The 25,486-nt window shown below is 57.8% G+C and carries 18 protein-coding genes and 3 tRNA genes; 9 read left to right on the top strand and 12 right to left on the bottom strand.

Translation table 11 applies throughout. The features are described 5' to 3' along the window. Positions 1-33 precede the first annotated feature (33 nt). The 3 genes from serA to I6J28_RS08955 all read left to right on the top strand — a co-directional run bounded on the left by serA (position 34) and on the right by I6J28_RS08955 (position 3,744). Positions 34-1,620, top strand: a complete 1,587-nt coding sequence (gene serA, locus I6J28_RS08965) for a phosphoglycerate dehydrogenase (protein WP_204609312.1) — start codon at positions 34-36, stop codon at positions 1,618-1,620. Between the two features lie 117 nt (positions 1,621-1,737). Beyond that, a complete protein-coding gene (locus I6J28_RS08960; RefSeq protein WP_204609310.1) occupies positions 1,738-2,757 on the top strand; it encodes a 3-isopropylmalate dehydrogenase in 1,020 nt (339 codons plus the stop codon). A gap of 177 nt (positions 2,758-2,934) precedes the next feature. Beyond that, the gene (locus I6J28_RS08955) at positions 2,935-3,744 is read left to right on the top strand and encodes a fumarylacetoacetate hydrolase family protein (protein ID WP_204609308.1); all 810 of its coding nucleotides are present in this window, start codon (positions 2,935-2,937) and stop codon (positions 3,742-3,744) included. Between the two features lie 216 nt (positions 3,745-3,960). Here the strand turns inward: I6J28_RS08955 and I6J28_RS08950 are convergent, their stop codons facing one another. Then, positions 3,961-5,064: an isochorismate synthase gene (locus tag I6J28_RS08950; protein ID WP_204609306.1), complete on the bottom strand. Its 1,104-nt coding sequence runs from the start codon at positions 5,062-5,064 to the stop codon at positions 3,961-3,963. Positions 5,065-5,164: 100 nt separating this feature from the next. On the opposite strand from I6J28_RS08950, the gene I6J28_RS08945 reads away from it, so the two are divergent. Beyond that, positions 5,165-6,304 (top strand): alpha/beta hydrolase family esterase, encoded by a 1,140-nt coding sequence (locus I6J28_RS08945; RefSeq protein WP_239454588.1) that lies wholly within the window; start codon positions 5,165-5,167, stop codon positions 6,302-6,304. 78 nt (positions 6,305-6,382) lie between these two features. Here I6J28_RS08945 and I6J28_RS08940 read toward each other — a convergent pair whose 3' ends face one another. Genes I6J28_RS08940 through I6J28_RS08910 form a run of 7 tightly spaced genes read right to left on the bottom strand, consistent with a single transcriptional unit; the run spans position 6,383 to position 15,918 of the window. Beyond that, a complete protein-coding gene (locus I6J28_RS08940; protein WP_204609304.1) occupies positions 6,383-7,831 on the bottom strand; it encodes a choice-of-anchor M domain-containing protein in 1,449 nt (482 codons plus the stop codon). Next, positions 7,828-8,739 (bottom strand): anchored repeat-type ABC transporter permease subunit, encoded by a 912-nt coding sequence (locus I6J28_RS08935; RefSeq protein WP_204609302.1) that lies wholly within the window; start codon positions 8,737-8,739, stop codon positions 7,828-7,830. The genes I6J28_RS08940 and I6J28_RS08935 overlap by 4 nt, the downstream gene beginning before the upstream one ends. Further along, complete coding sequence (locus I6J28_RS08930; protein WP_430516393.1) at positions 8,736-9,470, bottom strand: anchored repeat-type ABC transporter ATP-binding subunit; 735 nt, start codon at positions 9,468-9,470, stop codon at positions 8,736-8,738. The genes I6J28_RS08935 and I6J28_RS08930 overlap by 4 nt, the downstream gene beginning before the upstream one ends. Then, positions 9,457-10,335, bottom strand: a complete 879-nt coding sequence (locus tag I6J28_RS08925) for a choice-of-anchor M domain-containing protein (protein WP_204609296.1) — start codon at positions 10,333-10,335, stop codon at positions 9,457-9,459. The genes I6J28_RS08930 and I6J28_RS08925 overlap by 14 nt, the downstream gene beginning before the upstream one ends. Beyond that, positions 10,328-11,836, bottom strand: a complete 1,509-nt coding sequence (locus I6J28_RS08920; protein WP_204609293.1) for an anchored repeat ABC transporter, substrate-binding protein — start codon at positions 11,834-11,836, stop codon at positions 10,328-10,330. The genes I6J28_RS08925 and I6J28_RS08920 overlap by 8 nt, the downstream gene beginning before the upstream one ends. Beyond that, complete coding sequence (locus tag I6J28_RS08915) at positions 11,836-13,437, bottom strand: choice-of-anchor M domain-containing protein (RefSeq protein WP_204609291.1); 1,602 nt, start codon at positions 13,435-13,437, stop codon at positions 11,836-11,838. Before I6J28_RS08915 ends, I6J28_RS08920 begins: the two co-directional genes overlap by 1 nt. A 36-nt stretch (positions 13,438-13,473) precedes the next feature. Next, entirely contained in the window at positions 13,474-15,918 is a 2,445-nt protein-coding gene (locus tag I6J28_RS08910) for a choice-of-anchor M domain-containing protein (protein ID WP_204609289.1), read from the bottom strand. 232 nt (positions 15,919-16,150) lie between these two features. Between I6J28_RS08910 and gltX the strand changes: the two genes are divergently transcribed. From gltX to I6J28_RS08885, 5 genes are all read left to right on the top strand, one after another. After that, entirely contained in the window at positions 16,151-17,644 is a 1,494-nt protein-coding gene (gltX, locus tag I6J28_RS08905; RefSeq protein WP_204611446.1) for a glutamate--tRNA ligase, read from the top strand. Positions 17,645-17,882: 238 nt separating this feature from the next. Further along, positions 17,883-17,954 (top strand) — tRNA-Gln (locus tag I6J28_RS08900). Positions 17,955-17,993: 39 nt separating this feature from the next. Then, positions 17,994-18,066 (top strand) — tRNA-Glu (locus tag I6J28_RS08895). A 47-nt stretch (positions 18,067-18,113) separates the two neighbouring features. Continuing rightward, positions 18,114-18,305: a hypothetical protein gene (locus tag I6J28_RS08890; RefSeq protein WP_204609287.1), complete on the top strand. Its 192-nt coding sequence runs from the start codon at positions 18,114-18,116 to the stop codon at positions 18,303-18,305. 429 nt (positions 18,306-18,734) lie between these two features. After that, a tRNA-Glu gene (locus I6J28_RS08885) sits at positions 18,735-18,810 on the top strand. A 427-nt stretch (positions 18,811-19,237) separates the two neighbouring features. Here I6J28_RS08885 and I6J28_RS08880 read toward each other — a convergent pair. The 4 genes from I6J28_RS08880 to I6J28_RS08865 all read right to left on the bottom strand — a co-directional run bounded on the left by I6J28_RS08880 (position 19,238) and on the right by I6J28_RS08865 (position 25,475). Beyond that, entirely contained in the window at positions 19,238-21,445 is a 2,208-nt protein-coding gene (locus I6J28_RS08880) for a YhgE/Pip domain-containing protein (RefSeq protein ID WP_204609285.1), read from the bottom strand. Between the two features lie 3 nt (positions 21,446-21,448). Next, positions 21,449-24,100, bottom strand: coding sequence for a YhgE/Pip domain-containing protein (locus I6J28_RS08875; protein WP_204609283.1), 2,652 nt, complete (start codon positions 24,098-24,100; stop codon positions 21,449-21,451). 214 nt (positions 24,101-24,314) lie between these two features. Continuing rightward, on the bottom strand, positions 24,315-24,608 hold the full coding sequence (locus I6J28_RS11770; protein ID WP_239236359.1) for a hypothetical protein: 294 nt from the start codon (positions 24,606-24,608) through the stop codon (positions 24,315-24,317). Between the two features lie 183 nt (positions 24,609-24,791). After that, a complete protein-coding gene (locus I6J28_RS08865; protein ID WP_049358503.1) occupies positions 24,792-25,475 on the bottom strand; it encodes an IclR family transcriptional regulator in 684 nt (227 codons plus the stop codon). Between the last annotated feature and the right edge of the window lie 11 nt (positions 25,476-25,486).

Raw genomic sequence — 25,486 nt, 5'->3', positions numbered from 1 at the left:
CGTGCACCGCATTTCACTTAAGCGAAGGAAGATATGTCGAAGCCGGTAGTCCTTATTGCCGATAAATTAGCCCAGTCCACGGTTACGGCCTTGGGGGATTCTGTTGAGGTCCGTTGGGTGGATGGGCCGAATCGTGCCGAGCTCCTCGCCGCGGTTCCGGAGGCAGAGGCTTTGCTGGTGCGCTCTGCCACAACCGTTGACGCAGAGGTATTGGAGGCGGCCACAAAGCTCAAGATTGTGGGCCGTGCCGGGGTGGGACTGGATAATGTCGATATTCCGGCGGCCACAGACAAGGGTGTCATGGTGGTCAATGCGCCAACATCCAATATCCACTCTGCGTGTGAACAGGCAATTGCACTGCTCTTAGCGACGGCGCGTCAGATACCAGCGGCCGACCAGTCCCTGCGCGAAGGGGAGTGGAAGCGCTCTTCTTTCAAGGGCGTAGAGGTCTACGGAAAGACCATCGGCATTGTTGGCTTTGGTCACATCGGCCAGCTTTTTGCCCAGCGTCTGAAGTCTTTTGAAACGACTATTATCGCGCACGATCCGTACGCCAACCCGGCTCGCGCGGCAGCGTTGGGCGTGGAATTAGTTGAGCTAGAAGAGCTGATGTCGCGTTCGGATTTCGTGACCATTCACCTGCCAAAGACTCCGGAGACAACCGGAATGTTTGATAAGGAACTTTTGGCCAAGGCGAAGCCAGGACAGATTCTCATTAACGCAGCGCGAGGCGGTTTGGTAGATGAAGCGGCTCTGGCTGAGTCTATCGAGTCGGGACATCATCGAGGTGCGGGCTTTGACGTTTATGCCACGGAACCGTGCACTGATTCTCCGCTCTTTAAGCTGCCGCAAGTCACCGTGTCCCCGCACCTAGGCGCCTCCACTGTAGAGGCCCAGGACCGTGCGGGAACCGATGTCGCGGAGTCTGTCTTGAAGGCGATCGACGGAGAGTTCGTCCCGGATGCGGTCAACGTCTCCGGCGGGCCAGTGAGAGAAGAGGTTGCTGGTTGGTTGGACCTCGCCCGCAAGCTAGGACTTACTGCTGGCCGCCTTTTGGGACAAGCCCCCGTTGCCGTCGAGGTGGAGGCCTGTGGCGAGTTGTCTACCGAAGACGTGGAAGTGCTAGGACTTTCTGCCGTCCGGGGACTGTTTAGCGCTGTGACTTCGGAACCGGTGACCTTTGTCAATGCAATGCAGATCGCGAATAGTCGTGGGGTAGAGGTGGAGGTATCTACTAATGCGGAGTCCAAGGGGCACCGCTCGTCCCTGCAGGTGAAGGTTATTGGTGCTGATGGCGAGACTTCCTCGCTCACTGGCGCACTCATCGGCATCGATGGAACCGAAAAGTTCATTCGCATCAACGGTCGTGGCGTAGATATGCGTGCTACCGGCCGCAATCTTTTCTTCCGTTACGCGGACGCCCCAGGCGCATTGGGAACGGTGGGTACCAAGCTGGGAGCTGCGGGAATCAACATCGTGGCGGCCGCTCTTACGCACGGTAAACAGGAATCTGATGCGGTGCTGATTCTGCGCGTGGAGGCCGAGGTGCCAGAGGAGCTCATCGCCGAAATTAATGCGGCCTTGGGTGCTGAATGCGAACAGCTGAACATGGATGCATAAGGCTGCGGACTGCAACAGAATCTCACCCCGCGTGGTGCTAGGTAATTTCCTGCGCCGTGCGGGTTTCTTTTGCTAAGGTAACTTGATATCCACTCTGTGAGAAAGGAATCCTACATAATGAAACTTGCGGTGATTGGCGGCGACGGAATTGGACCAGAAGTGACGGCCGAGGCGCTCAAGGTGCTGCGCGCCGTTCGCTCCGATATTGAAACCACTGAGTATGACCTGGGCGTGCGACGTTATCTGCGTAACGGAGAACTTCTCACGGATGCAGACTTGAAGAGCCTGCGCGAACACGATGCGATCCTGTTGGGGGCGATCGGCGCCCCAGGTGAGGTGCCGCCGGGCGTGCTGGAGCGGGGGCTGTTGCTTAAGATGCGGTTTGCGCTGGATCATCACGTGAACCTGCGTCCCTCTAAGCTCTATCCCACCGCTTCCTCTCCGCTCGCTGAACCGGGCGATATTGATTTCGTTGTGGTGCGCGAAGGTACCGAGGGTTTGTACTGTGGAAACGGCGGTACCTTGCGTGAGGGTACTGAGCACGAGGTGGCCAGCGAGGTATCGCAAAATACTCGTTTCGGCGTGGAGCGTGTAGTGCGCGATGCGTTTGCGCGGGCAGCGCAGCGCAGTAAGCATCTGACCTTGGTGCACAAGACAAATGTCTTGGTCAATGCTGGTGGGTTGTGGCAGCGCACCGTTGATGAAGTCGCCGCCGAGTTTCCAGAGGTTCGGGTGGATTACCAGCATATTGATGCTGCAACCATTTATATGGTGACCGATCCGGCGCGCTATGACGTCATTGTCACCGATAATCTTTTTGGAGACATTCTCACCGATTTGGCGGGCGCGGTAACTGGCGGTATTGGCCTTGCTGCATCCGGAAACATCGATGCCTCAGGCGCGAATCCTTCCATGTTCGAGCCGGTGCATGGTTCTGCGCCAGATATTGCGGGTAAGGGGATTGCAGACCCAACGGCGGCAATCTTGTCCGCCGCCATGCTTCTTCGTCACCTGGGCGATGAGTCTAATGCGCAGCGGATTGAGGATGCTGTGGCACAAGATGTTGCGCACCGCGGCGATGGGCCGGTAAAGACCGTCGAAGTCGGTGACCGAATCGTCCAGCTTCTCGTCGAATAGAACGGGCTTCTTGCGCTGGGCGCTTGCCGACGCCCCAAGTGTCCAGCGTTTCCTGCCGTATTCCGCACCGGGGTTAGTAACGGTGAGTAATGGGCAAAGGAAATTTACTCAAATTAACTAATTAACACCGTACCCTTTGCACACATGTGAAGGAAGCGATTGAGTAGGATTGCCGCTATGCGTTTAGGACGAATTGCACACCCCGAAGGAATCTGTTTCGCCATTATCGATGGGCCAAAAGACGCCCCAATGGAAGAGCTAGTAGCAAAGGAAATTGCCGGCACGCCCTTTACTCCGCCGGAGCCAACCGGCCGCGAGTGGAAACTTAACGAGGTTCGCCTCTTGGCGCCGACCCTTCCCACCAAGGTGGTAGCACTTGGCCGCAACTATGCGGACCACGTTGCCGAGGTTTTCAAAAAGTCTGCCGATAGTCTTCCTCCCACCATCTTCATTAAGCCATCTACCGCGGTCATTGGCCCGGATGCTGCAATCAAGATTCCGGACTACGCCACCAACGTCGAGTTTGAGGGCGAGCTAGCCGTGGTCATTTCCAAGCCGTCGAAGAATATCAAGGCCGAGAACTGGAAAGACCATGTGCTCGGCTACACCATCTGCAACGACGTTTCTTCCCGCGACCTGCAGTTTAAGGATGGTCAATGGGCTCGGGCCAAGGGTATTGATACTTTCTGCCCGCTCGGCCCGTGGATCGAAACCGATCTGGATAGCTTGAATCTGGACGATCAGAAGATTAATGCGTATCTGACGCACGAGGGTTCTCGCGAGCAAAAGCAGGATTCCAATACGAACCAGATGATCGTGAAGATGGGCGGCATTTTGGAGGAGATCTCCGCTGCCTATACCTTGCTGCCTGGTGATGTCATTACCACAGGCTCCCCGGCTGGCACCGCTCCTATGGTCCCGGGCGACACCATCGAAATCGAGATCCCAGGCCTCGGCACCCTGCGCAACTCCGTCCACCGTGCATAACCCAAGCCACTAGGAGCACCGCGCCTGCGTACCCACCTCCGAAGAAATGGGGGAACACTACCAGAGTTCTGGGCGGGTGTGATCGGGCAACCCCAATGAGACCCTTGTCGATTACGCCGCGGGACTTAACCCCGGCACCGCCCTCGGCATTGGATGTGGGGAAGGCGCGTGTGCGCACCACCGCAGCGACGTCGTGCTCGTCGCCAAGCGTGCAGCCTAGAGGCTGAGCGCCTTCAATATGGTGCGCAGCTTGGCCGTGGTTTCTTCCAGTTCGGCCTGGGCGTCGGAATCGCCTACGATGCCACCGCCGGCCCAAGCACGCGCCGATAGCCCATCGCCGGCTACTTCTGCGCAGCGGATAGCTACCATGTACTCGCCGTCGCCGGAGCTATCGCACCAGCCGACCGCTCCGGCATAGAATCCACGGTCCGTTTCTGCCGTCTCAATGAGAGCTTGGGCGGCCTCTGCAGGGGTGCCACAGATAGCCGGGGTGGGGTGTGCTGCCAAGGCAAGTTCAAGAGCGGTCAAGTCTTTATCCTTGAGCGTTCCGGAAATTGGCGTGCCAAGGTGCCACATCTCATTGGTGCTAATAAGTTGCGGGGTATCCGGAATGTCTAGCCTTTCGCACAGCGGGCTCAGGACCCGGCGCAGGTGTTCCACTACAAAGGAATGCTCGTGGAGATCCTTGGCAGAATGCAAGAGATCTTGGCCTGCGATGTGATCCTCAGCCGCTGTGGCGCGGCGCGGTGACGATCCGGCCAAGGGGAAAGTAGACACCGTCGAGCCCTGACGCTTGACCAAAACCTCTGGAGAAGAACCAACTAGCATCGCGCCCGGCCGCCCAGCAGGGGAGAGATCGGCAATGAAGCCATCGCGGTTGGCGGAAAGTTCGATAAGGCGTGCCGCGACCAGGCGCGGATCAATAGCCTCAGGGAATTCGATATCTACGGCGCGGGCCAAAACCACCTTGTCCAGTTTGGAGGTCTCGATCGTGCCGATGGCTGCCTCTACGCGGCGTAGGTGCTCTTCGGGTTCTGGATCGAATCCGACCACTCGCGAGTTTAGGCTTTTATTGCGGTAGTAGGCGTGCGGCTCCAAGGGGCCCTCTTCGCGGATGATGGCCTCCGGCACCGTTAGCGCGGCGGGTGTGTCAGAGTCGAACGGAATCGCACCGACGACCATGTCAACATCTTTGCTGCGCAGGGCAGAAATCGCTGCGTCGGTGTCATTAAAAGTGTGGCGCGCACCTTGGGTACGGACAGACCCCGTTGCTCGCGAAAGCAAAAAATCGGGGGCGGTGCTTGGTCTGTCTTCGTGCATGGGGATCTAGCTTAGTGCCTTGGGCTTTTCTTACAGAATTGAGTGTGCACTGGGCGTGTAAACAGTGAATCAAGTGAAGGATGTGGTTAATTCTAACCTTGTGGCTAATGTTACTAAGTTTCTTTATCGTTCTCTATACCTGATCCTCGCTGCTGCGCTGGCTAGCGCTGCGCTTGTGTGCGCCGCTCCTGCCCATGCTCAAGAAGGGCCACCTCCCGCACCCGCCCCTGGCCCTGAAAATGCACCACAGCCAGCGCCAGCTCCAGCACCTGCTCCCGAAAATGCAAAGCCGGTTACCCCGCAGCCTGATGGGTCCCACCTAGTTCCAGAAGGTGTTAAGGAATCCACCCCGGCACCAGTAGAAGGCGGCAGCAGCGATGACAATGCAGCGCCTGGTCCTGAGGGATCGTCTCTTCCCGAGCCAGCGCCGCGGCCGGCAATGGTAGATACCAGCATCAATCCGAACCCGCCGTTTGCGCCGGGTTCCATGCAGTCCCTAGAAATGGAGCACGAGGGTAAGACCCGTAGGTACTTGTTGCGTATTCCTAACCACTATTCGCCGGAAAAGGCGGCGCCCGTTCTCTTCGGCTTCGGTGGGTGGGGAGATTCCCCGGAGAACTACTCCAGCTATGCACGCATGCAGACCACTGAGGCCAATAACGAGGCCATCATCGTCTATCCAGAGGGATTCGAGCGCGCCTGGGAGGCTGCGCCTTATGCTAAGACGCGCGATGGGGAGGATATCCGCTTTATCAAGCGCATTCTTGATTCGGTAGACAAGGACTACCACGTTGATCGAAACCGCGTATACGCCATGGGTATGTCTAATGGAGGCGGCTTTACCTCGGTGCTTGGCTGCCACGCACAGGACACCTTTGCTGCTGTAGCTATGGTTTCGGGTGCCTTCTACAACCCGGTTGAGGTCAACTGTGCCGATGCGCCGATGAATACCCTCATCATGCACGGCGTTAACGACGAGATGATGACCTATGAGGGCGGTGACCGGCACGAGGCTGGATACCTCCCTGTTCGTACGGTGCTCGGCGGCTATCTGAAGCGAAATCGCTGCGATATGACCTTCCAGTCCACTCCGGAAGCAGGCGGCTCGGAACGCTTGAGCTTTAACGGCTGCCAAAAGGATGTGCAATTGGTTAAGGTTCCGCAAGACCACACCTGGTTCTGGCAGCCAGATACGCCGAACGTGGTCTGGGACTTCCTGTCGTCCAAGACTCGGGTATAGAAGCATGAGCTCTTAGCCACCGCTAAAGCCCAGAGGAGAGATCCTCTGGGTTTTGTGCTTTCTTAAGCCGGGCCTGCGCTAATCGACGCCCGGTATGTTCGCCGTGGCATCACTGGCCTGGTGCTGGTGTGGTGTCTTCTTTTTGCGGAAGAACTGGACATAGACCAACAACCCGATGCCGAGCGCTAAGGCGAATGCGCCCAGTCCGGCCAGGGTCCCCGCCCAGAAGCTGCTTTTTGCGAGGGTAGAGGTATAGGCAGCGGCATCGGTCAGCACATTCTTGCTGTCCTTGTTCTCTTTGTCGGTTGCATTTGGAACATGCTGTGCACTGCGGGCGTCGGCGGACTTTGCTTTCGTACGGGAGGAGGATTTTGTGTCCTTCTTACTGGCGGACTTCTTGGCAGTCGAGCGGGAAGAACCGCTGGTGGAAGCGGAGGAGTGCGAGCCAGATGACGTGCTCTTGCCTGATTTTGCGGTGGAGGCAGATTCGTTGACACGGCTAGCCGAGTGGTGGGTCGTAGTTTGTGAACCAGAACTGGATTTTTGCGCAGGGGCAGTGGATCGGGTTGATGTCGGAGCGTGGGATTTTTGTGGCGCTCCAGACTTTTCAGTATTCGCCGGCTTTTTGTGCGTTGAGTGCTTGTCCTTTTCGGTATCGTCAGGTGCGCCGCCGTCAAGGAATTTTTGGCCTTCCTGCAGGGTCTTCTCCAGTTCCTTGTCCAACCCGGCGATGGATTTGTCTACATCTTTGATGTCCTTTTCCAGTTGCTTGGGGCGGCTATCCGCGCCGTTGCCAGAACCAGTGGCCGCATCCGCTTCGGAATAGTCCACGTCGCACAGGTCCTTCGCCTCAGCCTGCTTTCCTACGAGGAAGCCGGCATGGAGGTGGTGGCGGGAGCCGTCGGGAAGCTCAAAGGTAAAGCTCACCGCGTAGGTTCCGGGCTTGGTAAACGCAAATGCCGGGTGGGAATGCGAATTGCCTGGGTAATCCCAGGCGGATCCATCTTCAGTGTCCATGAGCACCGTGGGTTCGCCTAGCTCCGCCTGGTAGGCCACAATGCGCCCATCTTCCGGGCCCTGTGCGATCGCCATGCTTAAGGTTGCGGTGTCATCAGCAGCGAGTAGGTCTTGGGATAGCTCCTGGGTGTTAAAGCCCAGCCAGGGAGCGGTGGGGTCTTGGGTTTGAGGCAGCACCCAGCCTTCTTCAGGAAGGGAACTATCTCCGAGCCCAGATAGTGGCTGTTTCAACCCATCGGATACCTCGATAGCAAAGGTCTCAGAGTCATGCTTGATTCCCTTGTCATCGTCTTTGACGGTGAAGCTGAGGTCGCCGGAATCGCCGCTAAGCGCCATGTCTTGGTGGCCCTTGGTAATGAGATCGAAGTCGCTGGCGGAGCAGGCCGCGGCGGACTCTTCTGCGTGGGCGGAGGCGGGGGCTATGGCAGCTACGCCCGTCCCTGAAAGTGAGCCGAGGCCGATGAGACTGGCAGCGCCTAGGGCCACCGTGGTGCGGCAGACTGGTTTCATGAGGTAACGGATTCCTTTCGTGGGGTGTCGGGACGTGGGGCGTCGGAAAGCGAGGCACCGACGTGCTTGCGGGCGCCGAGGAGTGGATGGATGGCCCAAACGCTTAAGAAAATGACGGTGAGCGTGAGCACGATGGTGGCGCCGGCTGGAAGATCAATGGCCCATGCCAGGTAGATGCCGAGGAAGCTGGACAGCGCGCCGATGAGGGCGGAAAGCCACATCATGGTCGCAAGATGCGTGGTAAGCAGGCGTGCCGTCGCGGCCGGGGTGATGAGGAGTGCGAGGACCAAGATATTGCCAATGGTGCTCACAGAGATGACCACGGCGGCTGTGACGCACAGGTACAACATGATGTCGAGCACAACAACGGGAAGCCCCATGGCGCGGGCGGTTTCCCGGTCCAGGCAGGTGGCGTTGAGCTGGGGGCCAAAAGCTACGACGACGGCGATAACCAGTGTGCACACGCTGGCCGCGACGATGATATCGCTGCGGGATACGCCGGTGAGCGAGCCGAAGAGAAAGCTGGTCAGCGAAGCACTATAGCCATCGGTGCGCGAGATGATCACCATGCCTAAGGCAAAGGCCGCGGCGAAGAAGATGCCGATGATGGAATCTGCCCGTACGTGGCGGCGCTGCGAAAAGGCGGCGATGAGCAACGCCACAACCGCACCGGCCACCGCGCCACCGACGAGCACGGAGGCTTGCAAAGCGAAAGCAATGGCTAGGCCAGGAAAGACCGCGTGGGAGACGGCGTCGCCGATAAAGGCCATGCCGCGCAGCACCACGTAGCAGCCGACGACGCCGCAGACGATGGCCGCAAGCACAGAAATACCTACCGCGCGGGCGAGAAAGTCGAGGTGGGGGTTAGCAAGGTCGCGGAGGAAATCGAGGAAGGAAATTTCTATCATGCGGAGACTCCAATGGCAGAAAGCAGGGGAGAACCGGCGCGTACACCAAAGGTTTGCGTCCACGGAGCGGTCTGGTGAAGAAGGCGCGGAGCGGAGTCATCGGCCATCACGGTGCCGTTGAAGAGGACCAAGCGGTGGCAGGAGTGCGCCGCTTCAGACAGGTTGTGGGTGGACATGAGGATGGCCTTGCCGCGCTGGGAAAGCTCTTCGAATAGCTCGAGTAGTGATTCGGTATTGGGGGCGTCGAGGCCGGTGAAGGGCTCGTCGAGCAGCAGCACGTCTGGTTGCGTGGCGAGCGCTCGGGCGATGAGGACGCGTTGGCGCTGACCACCGGAGAGCTCTTCGATGGGGCGGGTGGAAAAATCTTCCATGTTTACCAGGCGAAGAGCTTCTGCCGCCGCGGCGTGGTCCGCGGCACGTGGCCGTTTGAGCCAGCCAATGATGCCGGTGCGCCCGCTGAGTACGGTGCGGTAGACATTGATGGGAAAGCCCCATTCCACCTCGTGCCGCTGGGGCACGTAGCCTACGATTCCCCCGATCTCTCGGGTACCGGAGGAGGGGATGAGCCCTAAGATGGCACGCATAAGTGTGGTCTTGCCCGCCCCATTGGGGCCTAAGAGCCCAATGAATTCGCCCGATCGGACCTCTAGGTTCGCACCTGTGATTACGCGCCGGTGGGATAGCGATACTTCCAGGTCGGCTACGGAAATGAGCGGTTTAGCCACGGCTATCGCCCCGCTTGGAAGAGCGCAGTACTAGGCCAAGGGCCAGCAGGAGTACGACTGCACCCACGCTGGCGAGGATAAAGACCCAAGTGGGGATGGAAGAGCCTGCGGTCTGGGCATCGTCTGGATTCCAAGTAGTGTCTTGGGCCGCTTGGACGTCGGCATCATCGCCCACGGCAAAGGTGAGCACGCCATCGGTACTGAAATCAGCGCCATCTTTGGTCTTACCTTTGACTCTGATGCCTACCTGATGGGTGCCTGGCTCTGTAAACGTCCAATTGGCATGGGTGTGGGTATTGAGGTCTACCCAGAAGTCTTCGTCGCTCTTTTGCGCGGTAGACCACAACAGCTGTGGTGCTTCAAAGCCGCCGTTTTGCAGGAAAAGGGAGAAATCGCCAGGACCGGAGTGGCCGAGGAATTCCATGGTGACTCCGCGATCGGCGGCATCGACAAGCGAGGGCGCTTGGGTATTCCAACCCAGCCAGGGAACCCCGACCTGCTCGGTTTGGGGAACCACCCAGACCTTATCGCCGGACTCAGCGCCAACGAAGCCAAAGTCATCCGTATCGGGAAGGGTTTGCTGTGCCTTATCGCCCACGGAAAACACGAGGTCGTCCAAGTGACGCCAGACTGGCTTATCGCCGGCATCATCGCGGGCCATAAGCTCAGACTCCGTGCCATCAAGCAGGGCGCCAACGTCTACGTGACCGGTATCGATGACCTTTTCTTCGCCCTGCGGGGCAACGTGTTCATCGGCACCGACCACCTGGGCCAGGTCGCCCGCCCAAGCAGGGCTGGTAGAAAGTGCCAAACCTGCAGTGAGGACGCAGGCGGCGGTGCGGGTGGCGGTACGAGTAGCGAATTTAAGCATCTTTATCTCCATGGGTGGGGTTGGGGTTCAGGCAACGCTGCAGGGAATCAGCGTTAAATTTCATAAGGTCGATGTAGGAGCTGACGGTGTCATCGAACGTGTCGCCGTAGATGGGGCACAGCTCCACGCCTTGCTCCGCGGCAGCCTGCTTCAGGGGCTCGGCGCTTGCCTGCTGCACGGGTTCTACAAATACGGCTGGCAGATGGAGGTTCTCCAGCGTGCGGCGCAAGGAAATGACTTCGCGTGGGGAAGGCTCGATGGCCGGATTGGGAGTGACGAAGCCGGCCACCGACATGTCATAACCTTGCTCCAGATAGGCGTAGCCGTGGTGCGTGGTCACAAGGTGCCGGTTTTCTTGAGGAATGGAAGAAATGGCGTGCTCTACGTAGGAATCCGTATCCCGCAGGCGCTGGGTGTAGGCCTCCGCTCGTTGGCGGTAGGACGCCCCGTGGGAAGGATCTGCCTGCGCCATTTCCTCGGCAATGACATCGACGTAGGCGATGGCGTTGTCCACGTTGTGCCATAGGTGCGGATCCACCTCGCCGTGGATGTGTTTTCCCAACACCGCCTGCGGCAATAGGTAGGTATCCGATCCCGGCCTGCCCAGGAAGCGGTAGGACGGATCCGGCGGTATGGGCTGCAGTACCGAAGAGGGGATTGACACCACGGTGGTGGCAGGGTCGAAGCGCTTGTCCTGGTCGCGCAGGTCAATGCGTCGCTCGGCTAGGTCTCCTGCAATATCCAGGTGTCCGGAATCTATCACTTGCATGCCTTTAGGCGAGTTTACTCCCACGGCCACAGTGAGGTGTTGGACGTCGGTGCCCTCTGCTTGAAACCCGAGGTGGTAGATTCCCGGCTGGGAAAATCCCCAGGACACGTGCGTGTGGGCGTTGGCCGGCAAGGTCACTGAGTCTTTTCCATCGATGCCATCGGCCGAGTTAAAAAGAACCTCCGGGGTGCCGAAGGTAGAGACCACATAGGCCGCGACGTTACCTGGCCCATCGGCAGAGACCATGCGGAAGTCCACTCCGGAAGAACGCTGCTGTGCACCGCTGATGCGCAGCCCCAGCCAAATTGCCTCGAGCGAGACATCTTCTACCAGCGGCACCAGAGTGGCACCGCGGGTGGAGGCAGCATCGGCGACTTCCACCACGGGGGCATCGGTGGATTCGTGCAGCGTATCGATGAGAGACTGTGGATCCAGCAAGTAGCCATTGCTCAGTGCCAAATCGGCATTGGCAACATCGCGCACCGTGCGCAGCGTTGGCTCAAAGGTATGCGGATCTTTTCCGCTGGGGATAAGGCTTTGTACCCGGGCATCTTCTCCCGCGACGTTGCGCGCAAGATCCGCGAGGATCGGGGTGGTGGCCACCACGGCGAATTTTTCTCCGCTTCCGGTATCCAACGCAGCTGAAGGGGCACAACCAGTGGCCAGCAGGCAGGAGCCCAGCAGCGCCCCTATGGTCCGAAGCCTGCGTCTATGGGATAGCGCACGCGCCATTAGTCCGCTGCCTTAGCTACAGCTAGACGGGCAATGCCTAGCCCGAGGAAGAGCATGCCCAAGCCCAACGCTCCGATGCCAAAGGGAACAATAGGAGTCCCCGTATTGGCTAAAGAACCGCCCTTGCTGTGTGCCTGCCCAGACTGGCCAGTGTTGGATCCGGTGCTTGCGGTAGAGCCACCAGCGCTTGCCGACGCCCCACCTGCCGCAGCGCCATGCCCGCAGTCGCCGCCCTCCGGATTTACCGCAGCGCCCAAGTCGAAGTGACCGTTGTCAAAGGCTTCAGCCGGCTTGTCGCCGCCGACCACGAAGTGAAGTGTCGCTTCACCGGCAACTTGCTTGCCCTCATCGGTCTTGGCCACCTGGCGAATGGTGACGTCATAGGTGCCCTGCGCACCAAAGACCCAGTTGGGATGCACGTGCGTATTGGGGGCAATCGAATAGGTGCCCTCCGCCGCATCGGCATTGCCTCGGAACCACTCATCGCCCACAATCTTTCCCAGTCCGCCCTGGGAGTAGACCATCATCGGGCCAGGGCCCTTGAAGCCTGCTAACTCCCAGGTGACATCGCCAGGGATATTCTCGCGCATTGAAGGGCTTTGGGTATTAGCGCCGAGCCATGGCACACCATCGACCTGGGTAGAACCAATCATCCACGCCTGACCGGCTGGCACTGGGCCTACCTCTTGGGGCAGATCGACGCTGGATTTATCGGAGAGATAAAAGGTAGCGCCATCAGCATCGCGCCACTGGGAAGGGGAAACCGTATCGTCCTTGATTTGCGGAGTCATGCCCGGGGTGCACTCTTCGTTCCCGGAGGCGCCGGACTTATCGGCAGCTGCAGCGCCGCCCTTGTCTGCTGATCGTTGGGTGCTAGAAGCTTCTTGGTCATTGCTAACCTCGCCCGTGTCAGCCGATCGATCCGCTGTGGACGCATCACCGCCGTCGCCCACCTCCCAGGTGTAGGTCACAGCATTGCTGGACTCGCCGTTGGAGTGGGCCCGCACCGTCATGGTGTAGGTGCCAGCCTCGCTAAAGGCCCAGTTGACGTGCCTGTGGGCCGGAGTGGGTTGATTGATGACCTCACCGCTGGTGAGCTCCATTGAGCCGGAATCGGTCACCGTCTTGACATCGCCAAAGCCGCTGGTTTCAAAAACATACACTGAACCAGGTCCAGAGACTTCGGCGAATTCTAGGTCAACGTTGTCAAAGCCGCCATCGCGTGCAGGCTGGGTATCCCAGCCCGGCCAAATGATGCGCTGATCTTGTGTCTGCGGCAGGAAATAGGTGGGTTGGCCCATCTCTGGCACGGCCTCGGTGGCATCCGACCAGGCATCCTCGACAACCTTGAGCACCACATCATCGCCGGAGCGTGGAACGCCCGATCCAGTGATGTCTTCCTTCATCGATAGGTGTAGCTGGCCATCTGGGGCCGTGACATAGAAGGCGTCTACGTGGCCAGAGTCGAAGACCTCATCAAAGGCAAGTGCCGCGGCGGGGGAGAAGAAGGCCAGTGCTGTCGCAAAGACGGCAGCGAATACGTGAATGAATCGGCGCCGCAGCGGGATGCGCCGAGGGGCAAAAGAAGGTGAATGATGCATTGAGGTTTCCCGTCTAGTTAGTGGGGTAGAAGAGGCTTAGAAGTTGAGGCCGAAGCGCTTGCGAATGAGGTCCTCGTTATCGCGGAAGAAGTTATAAAAGGCCTTGAAAATCACCACGAGGACCGCTGGTAGGACCAAACTCCACGGGCTAAACGAGGAGCCTGTAGGCTCTTCTGGCCGGCCGGGGTGGGCTGGTGTGTCCGGGGTATCTGGGGTGGACGGTTGCGTGGAAGGCTCCTGAGAAGGCTCCGCAGAAGGCTTGTCTGTTGGACTCTCGCTGGGCTTTCCGCTCCCGGTCGTGCCCGGTGCGCGGAAGGAACAGGAATCCAATGTCTTATCGCCTACGGCAAAGGTGAGGGTTTGGGGCGCGGACTTTAGTTCCTTGCCGTCCGTGCCCGTGGCCGTATAGGTAGCCTCAAAGGTGTACAAGCCAGGCTTGGAAAAGGCCCAGTGCGTATGGGTATGGGCCGGAAAGTTGGTTTCGATGGTGTAGTCCTTAGCCGCAGAATTGGCGAGGACCGAAAAACCTTTGCCATGGGAGCCATCGATAAATGCGCCCCATTCGGCACCGTCCGGCGTGGAGGTGGGCTTCAAGTTGAGGTTGACGGCATTGTCCTTGGTTGAGGAATAATCCAGGTCCTGGGTGTTATAGCCGGGCCAAATGATGTTTTGGTCCTGGGTCTGCGGCAGGTGATAGAAGCGCTCACCAGGCTTTCCTAGGAAGTCGAACTCCTTGCCTGCGAGCTTCTTATTGCGCGGGGTGAGCGCATTATCGTGTACGCCGAGCACCACGTCATCGAGTTTGCGGTCAACAGATTTCTTGTCTATCTGTGCCGTGTCATCGCGCAGAACCGTTGCAAAGCCTCCCTCGGCAGGCTGGGCCTTGATGTCTACATGACCACGGTCTAGTAGGTACTTGTCGCTGCATTGTGCATTGCTGTCTTGCGGTTCTTCGGTGCCTGGCTGCGGCACGGAAGACGGAGTGTCTTCCTTGCCTGGGGTAGCCTCCGGTTCTTCATTGGAAGTGGAGAACTTCCCACTGATTTCATAGTTTTCACCAAAAGCAAAAGACTCAGTAATAACGCTGCTAGCATGTCCAGCCTTAAAGGTGGAATGGGGGAAGAGGTTAACCTTGGCAAAATAGCCTTTGAAGTACTCGCCCTCATCAAAGGCAACCTCGCCGTGACCGTTAGTAATAGGGGTTTCCAGATCCACAGTGGGGTATTTAGCCCCCTTCGTGTCATAGAGCCCGCCGGTGAGAAGGCCGTTGAAGTTTTTATCGTCGGTATCCACCACGATCTTGGTGCCACCATTGCCCTGCTTGCGCATGCGGATGGTGTAGCCCAGCTCTTTTAGCTCGGTTTCCTCGGTGGGGGCAAGCTGGCGCTGCTGGGAGGTTTGCTGCCACGTATCAGCGGCGGCAGAAGAATCGGTGTGGCTGGATTTGCCGGGTTGGAAGTCAAGGGGCTGGGATATCCAGCGTGGGGAATCGCCCTCAGGGGTAAAGACGGCCTGTACCTGGGACGGGTCGGGGCCCATATATTCGTCCCACTGGGCATGCCCATTTTTGACGGGAAGGTCGGTGAGGAAGTAGCCGTCGATAAGCAGAGTGAGGGTGCCTTGTGCCTTGTTCTTGGCGTCGAAGGAAATGGTGGTGAGCTTGTCGTCACCGTCTTTTTCGGGATTGGACTTGGGGGCCATGCGCAGGCTGTAGCCTGCAGCAGCGGCGTTGCCGGCCGCAGACTGGGCGAAGCGCTCCTTGAGGCTCGGCGTTTTCTCCTCTTTGGGCTTTTGCCCGCCAACTTGGATGGTGGTGGTCTGTGGCTCATTGGCTATGAGCTGGCCGTCCTTTCCGCGCGCACTGGTGCGGTAGGTCAGGCGGTATCGTCCGGGCTTGGTAAACAGAGTGGAGTTGTGCGTATGCGTGCCGGCAACAAGGTAGGCAGAGTGCGGCGAATCCGGGAAGGAACCGAGCATACGGTGCAGCTGGGTTCCGTCCTCATCTTCATCTTTATTGGTAAAAAGCTCCACCTCGCCGGGGCCATCGACGCTGAGCAAGTCAAGGAAGGCTACGCCGTCACGGAATTTGTCCGTGGGTAAGGAAGCATCTGCGCCAAAGCCCAGCCAAATGGGCGAAGTATTACCGGATACCTGGTGCGGCGCTGTGTAGTAAGTCGTGCCAGGGGCCCCAATGTAGTCTTGGGTCCCGTTTGCCGGAAGCGTATAGAGATACTGGTTGCTGTTATCCGTGGCGCTGTAGCCCTTGCCTACCCAGGCAACAGTGTCTGCAATTGGGGGCTCTTGACCGCCAAACTCGGACTTTAGGACGAAATCGTTGTTCTCCCAGAAAGACTTGGGGGAGTCAACGTGGGTATTGGTAGCGATGTGCTTGCCATCATCGGGGCCTGCGACAGCCGTGGCGGGAGTGATAAGCGCCAAAGTGCTCAGCGTGGCAAGGAAACGGGTGCGTGGGGAAGCCAAAGTTGGGAAGGCCTTTCTACAGTTCTCACAAGTTCACCAGAAACTATAGAAAATGATTCCCATAACCTGTTAGACGTAATGAAAGTCAGTTTCATTGACCTGTGGTTTTGTAGTGAAACCCGTTTCCAGTTACCCCAATTTGCGTGTAGGAATAGACTGCAAATTGCTGCGCGCCGGGCAGGTTTTAGGGGCGCTTGGGCTGGTGCGGACTGGAATCGGCGGCTCCACTACGATGGTGGGCATGACTGAAGTACGCGTTAGATTCTGTCCATCCCCAACCGGCACACCGCACGTAGGCATGGTGCGCACCGCGTTGTTCAACTGGGCCTACGCCCGCCATACCGGCGGCAAGCTGGTATTCCGCATCGAAGACACCGATGCTGCCCGTGACTCTGAGGAGTCCTACCAGGCCATCATCGATTCCCTGACCTGGCTTGGCCTGGGCTGGGATGAAGGCATCAATGTTGGTGGCCCGCACGAGCCTTACCGTCAGTCCCAGCGCATGGACATCTACAAGGAGGTCCTGGACAAGCTTATCGACGGCGGATTTGTCTACCCGGCATACTCCACCGCTGAAGAAGTGGAGGAGCGCCACAAGGCGGCTGGCCGTGACCCGAAGCTGGGCTATGACAACTTTGACCGCGATCTCACCCAGGAGCAGATCGACGCCTTTGAGGCTGAGGGCCGCAAGCCGGTCTGGCGCCTGCGCATGCCGGAGCAGGATTGGACCTGGACCGACCTGGTGCGCGGGGAGATGACCTTCAAGTCTGAGACCCAGCCGGACTATGTGGTGGCTCGCTCCAATGGTGCGCCTCTCTACACCTTGGTTAACCCGGTCGATGACGCCCTGATGCGCATCACCCACGTGTTGCGTGGTGAGGACCTGCTTTCTTCTACTCCGCGTCAGCTTGCGCTTTACGACGCCCTTAAGAAGATTGGCGTTGCCGAGTTCACCCCAGAGTTTGGCCACCTGCCCTTTGTGATGGGCGAGGGCAATAAGAAACTATCTAAGCGCGACCCGCAGTCCAACCTGTTTAATCACCGCGATAACGGCATCATCCCTGAGGGCATGCTCAATTACCTGTCCCTGCTGGGCTGGTCGTTGTCCGCGGACCAGGACATCTTCAGCATGGATGACTTGGTTGAAAACTTCGACGTCCACGACGTGCTGGGTAATCCCGCACGCTTTGATCAGAAGAAGCTCGAGGCTATCAACGCGGACCACATTCGCCAGCTGGACCCGGAAGAGTTTGCCTTCCGTCTGCGCAATTACTTGACCGAGTACACGGACTTCCCGGCTGACTATGACGGCGAGAAGTTTGCCTTCGCCGCTGACCTTGTCCAAACCCGTATCAAGACTCTGTCTGATGCCTATGGCCTCATGAGCTTTTTGGTGACCCCGGATGCCGATCTAAAGCTCGATGAAAAGGCGGCGAAGAAGAACCTCAAGGAAGAGGCCATTCAGCCGCTCGAGGTAGGCATCGAGACTCTCGAGGGTATTGCGGAGTGGAAGACCGAGAATATTGAGGCGGCACTATCCAAGGCCCTTATTGAAGACCTCGAGCTGAAGCCCCGTAAGGCCTACGGAGCACTGCGCGTAGCTATTTCCGGCGCTCAGGTTTCCCCGCCGCTCTTTGAGTCTATGGAGCTGCTGGGCAAGGAGTCCACCCTGGCGCGCCTTCGTGCGGCTCGTGAAGTGACTCCCTACGCGCCGGCGGCACAGTAGGAGGAGTGCCTCCCGTAAGGCGGCGATAGATATCTATCCCGCCCCTCGATGCGGTGAATGACAGCTGAACTACAGCGCTGTCATTCGCCGCATTTTTATTAACCATCCTAATGGCCTGAAAATGGGCTGTGTGCTGGCGATTTGGCAGTTTACGCGATGATCATTATAGTTATTACACGTTGCAGCGAGCAAGGGAGAACAGCCGAAAAGCAGTAAGCTTCCAATGCAAGTTAGCAAATGGCCTATGGTGTAATTGGCAACACAGCGGTTTCTGGTACCGCCATTCTAGGTTCGAGTCCTGGTAGGCCAGCAGTGAAAATGCTTTAAACGGCAGGCTCACTAGTTCTATGCCCCGTTCGTCTAGCGGCCTAGGACGCCGGCCTCTCACGCCGGTAACACGGGTTCAAATCCCGTACGGGGTACAAATCCCTCCAGCCCAAAAGCTGGAGGATTTTTCATACTCGGGGCAATGTCTTTTTCTAGCGTCATCTTTTCTGGCGTCAGTATGGGGTGGGGCCACGACGCAAGCGTAACTGGTTATAACCTAACCCCAGACCATTCGCCTTATATGCGCAGGCCGCAGCCCGCTGCCAATGAGACCAGGGCTAAGACCGCCGCGAAGTTGTGCAAAACCCTTCCTGTCCTGCACGTGCAGGCATAGACTGCAAGTACAGCAGAAAACAGACAGAAAGGAGAGCGGGTGACAGAAAGCGAAACGCACCACAGCCAAGGCGCACAGCCCGAAAGCACAGCCAGGTAGTAACGCTATAATCCACAACTTCCTTCCCACCAACGTTTGTATGAAGTATAGGAGCCTGCAGCATATGCACTTCGACGCACAGCGCCATCCCGAGTCCTACTAGCACAGCGTTCTCGGCCACGGACTATCCACAGATTGCTTGCGGAATAACCACTGATTCGATCCGCACCTCGGCCACGAAGAACCTCACTGCAGTACCGGACTCGGGAATTTTTGAGTTTTCCTTCGACTTCCCTCAAAACCGTCCTTGACCGCGCGATTTGTGCTGAATTAACCCATCGTTTACTCTTAACAAGTCCGCAACGCACAGCGTGCGATTGCTGCGAACGCGCCCCGTTCGTCTAGCGGCCTAGGACGCCGGCCTCTCACGCCGGTAACACGGGTTCAAATCCCGTACGGGGTACCAACGGAAAGCTGCGAGCCAGATGGCTCGCAGCTTTTTCTCTATCCAAGACCTGTGCGGTTTAGCGGCATGTAGGACAGGTCTCGATGTCCAAGGGCTAACCGTCCTGCCCACGGGACGGTATGGGAGCTGGGGTAAAGCGGGGCGCAGACTCCCGTAGCGGTCCTTCAGTAGGGATTCAGGTGGGCCGTAAGTGGGTTACGTGCCCGATAGCTGCGTTCGAGGGAATCCCCTAAGAAGGAAGCTAGACCTAGCAGATAGGAAGGGTATCCGAGTCCCTTTAGTGGATGCATATGCGGCTTTCTCTGCCCCTTCTAGGTCTTTGGGGCACTAGCGTGGGACCCGACCATGAAAGAAGCCCACCAAGCCGTGACAAAGGGCTTAGTGGGCGGTGTAGGAAGTGCGGAAGGGGAGGCGTCGTCCAGCGCTGCTACGCCATTACCTTCGTCTTCTTAATCGCCTTCTTGAGGCGCTTGTGGTAGGCATCCATGGCGCGGCGGAGAATGAGGCCGACGATGAGTGCCGGGATGGTAAAGAGAAGTAGCATGCCCAACTCGCGCCAAATATCGCCGTGATAGGTGCCCGCAATGGCGCTGCGGAAAGCATCAATGGCGTACGTTGCTGGCAGCCACGGGCTCACGTTCTGGAACCATTCAGGCAGCAAAGGCAGCGGGTACGCGCCGCCGGAGCCAGAGACTTGTATCACGAGCAACAACACCGCTAAGGCCTTGCCGGCACTATCGAGTGTGATGACAAGCGCATAGATGATCAACATAAACACCAGTGAGACTATCCATGCGGCAAACATGAGCATGAATGGGTGAGCAGGCTCGATTTGGACGAAGAAGATGAGGCTGAGAACCACCAAGGTGGCCTGCGCAAGGCCGACCAGGCCGAGTGTGGCAAAGCGACCGAAGAACGCTTGGCCACGGGTGAATTCGCTCTCGTCGTATTTGCCGTTCTCGTCCTTGCGCAAGTATTTACGCTCGGCGTTGGTATGCACCAACACGCATGCCAGAAGGGCACCTACCCATAGCGACAAGGTGAGGTAGAACGGCGTCATACCCACGCCAAAGGCAGCGACAGGGTAGACCGGCTGGCGGTCTACGGCCACGGGAGCGGCGATGCGAGAGGCAAGCAGTTCTGGATCGTTGCCGACGATATCCGCCAGCTTGGCCAAATCGCCGCCACGGCGCACCTCGTCGATCTTGCGGCCCATGTCCGCGAAACGGCCGCTTTGCTCCCGCAGGGTGCCGGCAAGGCCGGCAGTGGTATCGCGGGCGCGCGCCAGGCTTTGCTTTGGCGACTCGTCATTCTCGGAAACCGAGGAGCGAATGCCTGCGATGTCCTGCTTGACAGCATCAATATCGTCCGCGACAACCGAGACGCTCTGGTTGAGCTGATCTAGCTGCGGTTTGAGGTTCTCGTTATAGGAATTGCGTGCCTTTTCAGCAGCCTGCTTGGCATTAGCGATGGCATCCTTGGTGCGCTGCCGGGAGTCTTGGGACGTGCCACGGCCTTGCTCAAGGTCATCGGCGGTAGATACAAGCGAATCATGCAGCGCGTTGCTCTGCGCAATGGAGGCATCAATCTGGCCCATCATCGCCTTATATCCACCCGCGACTGGAGCTGGTAGAGCTACCTTATCGGCTTGGTCCTTGATGGAAGCGCGAACTCCCTCAAAGGCCTTTGTCTGCTCGTCTACACGCTCAGCTGCGGTGCGGTAAGTCTGTGCCGTTTGTGCGCTGGTGGTGCTTGCATTATTGAGCAACTCATCGACCTGGGCAGAGAGTGCATCGTAGCTTTGCGTCGTAGCCGCCAAGGAAGCGTCGAGCGAACCAGCCGAGTCATTGAGGGTAGAGCGCAGAACGTCGATGGGGTTTTCGCCTTGGTCATTGTTGGTCTTCGTAGCCTGGCGTCCAGCCTCGGCGAGAATATTGTCCGCAGCCTGCGTAAGAGGCAGGGTGGAGTCGACCAGATTGCTTAGCGCACCTACGGTGCCAGCCGCAGCATCAAGGCGAGTGCTGACGTTATTGACGCGATTGTGCAGGTTATTGAGTGCAGTCTGGGTATCGTCCTCATTGAGGTATTTATCAAAATTCGAGACGACGCCAAGGCCGACATTGGCTACCACACGGGTGAAGGACTCGTCGATTTTCTGGATGACGCCGTCCGCACTCTTTTGCGTGATGGTGGTAGACAGCGCATTCTTCTTCTCATTTGTATAGAGGTTGAGCTTGCTTGGTTCGGTTCCTTCTACATAGAACGTGAGAAGGTCCGTGCTGAAGTCTTTGGGAAGGACAATGCCGGCATAGTATTCGCCGGACTTTGTTCCTTCGACTGCATCGGCGCTATCAGTAATGACCCAATCGATATCGTCATTGCGGCTGAGCTGCGAGAGCACCTTATCGCCCAGATTAAGCTTCATGGAGGCTAGGTCGCTTTCGTGGCCTTCATCCTCGCTAGCCACAGCAATCTTGAGCTGGTTGGTATTAGCAAAAGGATCCCAGCTAGCCAGCACGTTGAAGGAAGTGAAAAGCAACGGGATGATGGCAAGGCCAAAAATGGTGAGCGCGGTCATTACATTGGTGCGAATGGCGTGGAGGTCATCGCGGAGGATGGTCAGAATGTTTTTCATGACTTACTCGCCTCCCTTTCCGGAGGCATCACCATCAACGGCGGGCATTTCCTTGGTCTCGCTGGTATTAGAAGGTGTGGATTCTTCGTCTAAGTCCTCTAGGAGGTAGCGGTTTGGGTGTTCCTGTCGGTGCTCGAGGTGCTCCTGGATTTCCTCATCGCTGAGATCCACCAGGCGGTTATCGTGCGCGATGCTCTGCTTGACGTACTCAAGGGAGCAGATAACCCCCACCGCAATGAGCGTGACCAGGCAGGCCAGGCCGAAGATGATGGCCTTTTCTTCAGGGTTAATGCGTGAGTAGATGCCCAAAGCTACGACTAACGCTAGGCCTACCGCGACGGTAATCTTCATCAGCTGGGAGTAATTCCTGCGCGCCATGCTCCATTTATCCTCCAAGCTTTGTTGATACGCCTCGCGGTCATTCAAGGCATGGAGGAGGTCGGTAAAGCGGTACCGGCTGCCGACCAGATGGACCTGCTCATTGATAACCAAACCGCCCTTATACAGTTCGTCGTTGACCAGCATGTTGACGTTGGACAGGCCGCGGCGCAGCACAGTACCGATGAGGTAAGCGATCGCGGCCATGCCGATGAGCGCGGCAAGGTTGCGTGCATAGTGGTTGCCGTAGAAACCACCAACGGTCTCGCGCATGGCACCGATGCCATAGGTAAAGGGCAGGAATGGGTGTACGGCGCGGAAGAAGTCCGGCGTCATTTCAATGGGGTAGGTGCCGGATGCGCCCGGAATCTGGATGAAGGCGCAGACCACCGCGATGCCACGGCCTACGTGCCCTAACGTAGAAACCAAGCTATAGATAATGCTCAGGTAGCACAGGCCTACGATGACTGCGGTAGCGACGTAGGCCAATGCATTGACATGTTCAACTCCAATGGCCAGGTTGCCGATGGACACGATGAGTGCCTGTGCGATGGCAAAGAAGGAAAGCAAAAGGAAGCGGGCAAGGTAAGCCTTGGTAATGGTGAGGTTCTTGCAGCCCAGCGGGTCTACCTCAGCGCGAAAGATGATGAGCAGCATGAATGCGCCGATCCACAGCGTGAGGTTAATAAAGAGCGAGGACATGCCGGAACCGTAGTGCTTTACAGGGAATACGGCGTGGCTTTCCATCTCTGCAGGGGAGGCAAGGAAGGAAGACACCTCATCGGTGTTCAGGCCCTTCACAGACTGCAGGATGGAATTGTTATTGGCGGTATTGCTCAGCGCAATCACATCGCTGCGGGAGGCGCGAAGCCCCTCCTCAATACCGTCGAGGTCCACAGAAAAGCGCTCAACTACTTGCTGGGCCTGGCTTAGCTGCTCGTCGACGCCGCCCAAGAGCCCATCGGTTTGCCCTACCAGTGCCTGCTGGCTTTCGAGTGAGGCGGAAAGTTTGCCGGTGGTAGCGGTGACGGCGGAAAGCGCAGCATTGAGCTTGGGTAGGCCTTCGGCCACATTATCGCGCAGCGCGTGGGAATCATCGCGCGTTTGGGCGGCCATCTTTTCCAACATGCCCGTGGTCTTATTGAGCGAATCGATGGTGTCGTTCGTATCGCCGTTGAGAGTATCTAAGTCACCGAGAACGGCCTTATTCTGGTCATTGCGTTCGCGGAGGTCTCCTACCTGATCCTTAATCTGTTGGGAAACCTGCGGGGGCAGGGCCGGTGAAGACGCAAGCTTTTCAAGCTGATCGATAGCCCGGTCAGCTTCACCGACGATTCCTGACGCGCCCGCAGAGGCGGCACCGACGCGATTGAGTGCGCCGCGTAGTTTGCCAGAGACCGAGCCTACGGTGGCATTGGCGGAGGCGGTTCCATCTGCCATCGCGGTCGTGCCTTCTACATAGGCGGCGGTGGCATCATCGGAGAAAGAAGTAACTTCCCGCTGGACCTCCGCAGTAATGGAGTTAAGTTGATCCAGGGCGGTCTGGGCATCATCGATGGTCTTTTGCACCGTGCCCAAAGACTCACGGGCTTGCGCGATAGTTGGGCGCGCTTTCTCGATGGTGGAATGCACGTCAGCAAGCTGGCTGCGGGAGTTAGCTACCGTATCTGCAGTATCTGAAAAAGAATCCGCGGTCTTGTTTGCAGTACTGTTAATCTTCTGGCTCAAATCGCCACCGGAGTTCTTTAGCTCAGTGGCCACCGAATCCGCTACCTGGTCTTTAAAGGTAGAGCTAATGGTGGTGTCTAGGGTCGAAGCGCCAGTATCAGTAATCTTCGGTGCAATGGCGTTCAGCTTTTCATTGACGTGATATTCCAGCGTGGGCTGAGAATAGGTACCTTTAAAAAGGCTAACGAAATCGGCTGAGAAGTCCTCGGGGACGATCACCGAGGCGAAGACGTCACCCTTCTTAACGGCGTCTTCGGCTTCCTGGCGGTCCATGAACTGCCAGCCCAGCTTGTCATTGTCATGCAGCTTGTCAATCATCTGCCCGCCGACATCTAAGTGGCCAGTCATCTCCGAGGATGCGCCTTTGTCCTCATTAACTACGGCGACCTTGAGGTGTTCTGTGTTTCCGTACGGGTCCCAGAAACCGGAGACGTTTACCCAGGAATACAGGGCTGGGGTGATCATCAAACCTATAAGGATCACCCAGACCTGCGGGGTCCGCCACAAGCGGACGAAATCTTGGAGAAATATCTTCCAACTAGTAATCACTCGAAGAACCGTAGCACCCAACCGGAAAGAACTAATAGTCTGACTGTCAGTTTTAACAGAAATGAGAGAGTGCGTCCTGTCGAGCTCGCAGATATGTTTCTGGTGTGAATTTCAGGGCGTTCTAAAGCGAAAGAACAGACATAGAAAAGGCCGCCGTGACCCATAACGTCAGGGGCCAGGGCGGCGCGATAAGGGGCTAAGCCCCGACAGGCGATTAGTGCTCGTCGTAGTGATCGCCGTGTGCGGCGTGGCGGTGGCCATCGTGCAGATAGTCCACATGGTCGCCGTGCGGGATAGCTACGTGGCCGCAGCCTTCACCATGGGTGTGGTCACCGTGCGCCTCGGCTTCAACGTGCTCGGTGGTCTCGCACTCATCCCAGTGGCCATCATGCTCACGGTGAATGTGGCCCTCGTGGAGGTAGTCAGTGTGGTCACCGTGCGGGAAGGAAACGTGGCCGCAGTCAGCGCCGTGGGTGTGGGTATGGTCTTCGTGGGTGGTGTGGGTCATGATGCCTGATCCTCTCTGGTGGGGGAAGCCCCGTTGTTTTCAGTGTGTTTTCATTAAACCGTATTTTCATTTCGGTTTCAATAGGTGTGGGCGCGTTTCTCTAATTTTTCCGGTTTGGGAAATAAAAAGGGCCCGCCTCCTTGGGGCTAGGTGGAGGCGGGCGTCGTAAAGCTGGGGAGGACCTTAAAGGAGATTGCTCAATTCGCGTGCGGCGGAAGTGAGAATGTTGGCGTATTTCTGGGCTGGGGAAGGTTGGAAGCGCTCGACAGATCCGGAAATCGACAACACTGCGAGGAATGTCCCGGAACTATCGAAAACGGGCGCTGAGATGGAGGCTAAGCCGGCTTCGCGTTCCTCAATAGACTCGGAATAGCCTTGGTTTCGGGCCGCCTCAATGTCTTCTTGGGTAAACGAGGCGTTATCGGTATTGATGTCTACGTATGCGGCAATGATGCGCGCGGCAGAGCCGGAGCTAAGCGGTAGCTGGCGCCCGACTGGTACGACGTTGTGGAGGCCGGATTCCGGCTCCCTGGTGGCAATGCAGGTACGGGTATTTCCGGTGACCTCGTAGAGCTGGATGGATTCTCCGGTATCTTCGCGCAGTTTCTCCATGATTGGCCCGGCTGCCTCGAGGAGATGATCGCGGTTGCCGGGAAGGGCAGGGCCGGCCTTCCACTTCCCATCGGGGGTGCGAACGAGAATGCGGTGCGCTTCGAGTGCGGTGGCCAATCGGTGTGCTGTCGCTCGAGGTAGGCCCGTGGTTTCGCATAATTCATTGAGGGTGGAGGGGTGGTTGGCGGCGGCCATCATAATGGCCATTGCTCGATCCAACACCTTGATTCCGGAAACTGCGCTATACTCTCCCATACAATGAAATC

This window comes from Corynebacterium tuberculostearicum, assembly GCF_016894265.1.
In the GTDB taxonomy this organism is placed as follows: domain Bacteria; phylum Actinomycetota; class Actinomycetes; order Mycobacteriales; family Mycobacteriaceae; genus Corynebacterium; species Corynebacterium tuberculostearicum_D.
Note: the sequence above shows the minus strand (reverse complement) of the source record. Positions and strands in the feature narration are given on the sequence as shown.

Bases quoted from the DNA above. Each gene is read 5' to 3' on its own strand.
- I6J28_RS08925 (WP_204609296.1), bottom strand. From the start codon at position 10,335: ATGCTTAAATTCGCTACTCGTACCGCCACCCGCACCGCCGCCTGCGTC.
- I6J28_RS08940 (WP_204609304.1), bottom strand. From the start codon at position 7,831: ATGAAACCAGTCTGCCGCACCACGGTGGCCCTAGGCGCTGCCAGTCTC.
- serA (WP_204609312.1), top strand. From the start codon at position 34: ATGTCGAAGCCGGTAGTCCTTATTGCCGATAAATTAGCCCAGTCCACG.
- I6J28_RS08955 (WP_204609308.1), top strand. From the start codon at position 2,935: ATGCGTTTAGGACGAATTGCACACCCCGAAGGAATCTGTTTCGCCATT.
- I6J28_RS08935 (WP_204609302.1), bottom strand. From the start codon at position 8,739: ATGATAGAAATTTCCTTCCTCGATTTCCTCCGCGACCTTGCTAACCCC.
- I6J28_RS08880 (WP_204609285.1), bottom strand. From the start codon at position 21,445: ATGAAAAACATTCTGACCATCCTCCGCGATGACCTCCACGCCATTCGC.
- I6J28_RS08960 (WP_204609310.1), top strand. From the start codon at position 1,738: ATGAAACTTGCGGTGATTGGCGGCGACGGAATTGGACCAGAAGTGACG.
- I6J28_RS08890 (WP_204609287.1), top strand. From the start codon at position 18,114: ATGTCTTTTTCTAGCGTCATCTTTTCTGGCGTCAGTATGGGGTGGGGC.
- I6J28_RS08865 (WP_049358503.1), bottom strand. From the start codon at position 25,475: ATGGGAGAGTATAGCGCAGTTTCCGGAATCAAGGTGTTGGATCGAGCA.
- I6J28_RS08920 (WP_204609293.1), bottom strand. From the start codon at position 11,836: ATGGCGCGTGCGCTATCCCATAGACGCAGGCTTCGGACCATAGGGGCG.
- I6J28_RS11770 (WP_239236359.1), bottom strand. From the start codon at position 24,608: ATGACCCACACCACCCACGAAGACCATACCCACACCCACGGCGCTGAC.
- gltX (WP_204611446.1), top strand. From the start codon at position 16,151: ATGGTGGGCATGACTGAAGTACGCGTTAGATTCTGTCCATCCCCAACC.
- I6J28_RS08915 (WP_204609291.1), bottom strand. From the start codon at position 13,437: ATGCATCATTCACCTTCTTTTGCCCCTCGGCGCATCCCGCTGCGGCGC.
- I6J28_RS08950 (WP_204609306.1), bottom strand. From the start codon at position 5,064: ATGCACGAAGACAGACCAAGCACCGCCCCCGATTTTTTGCTTTCGCGA.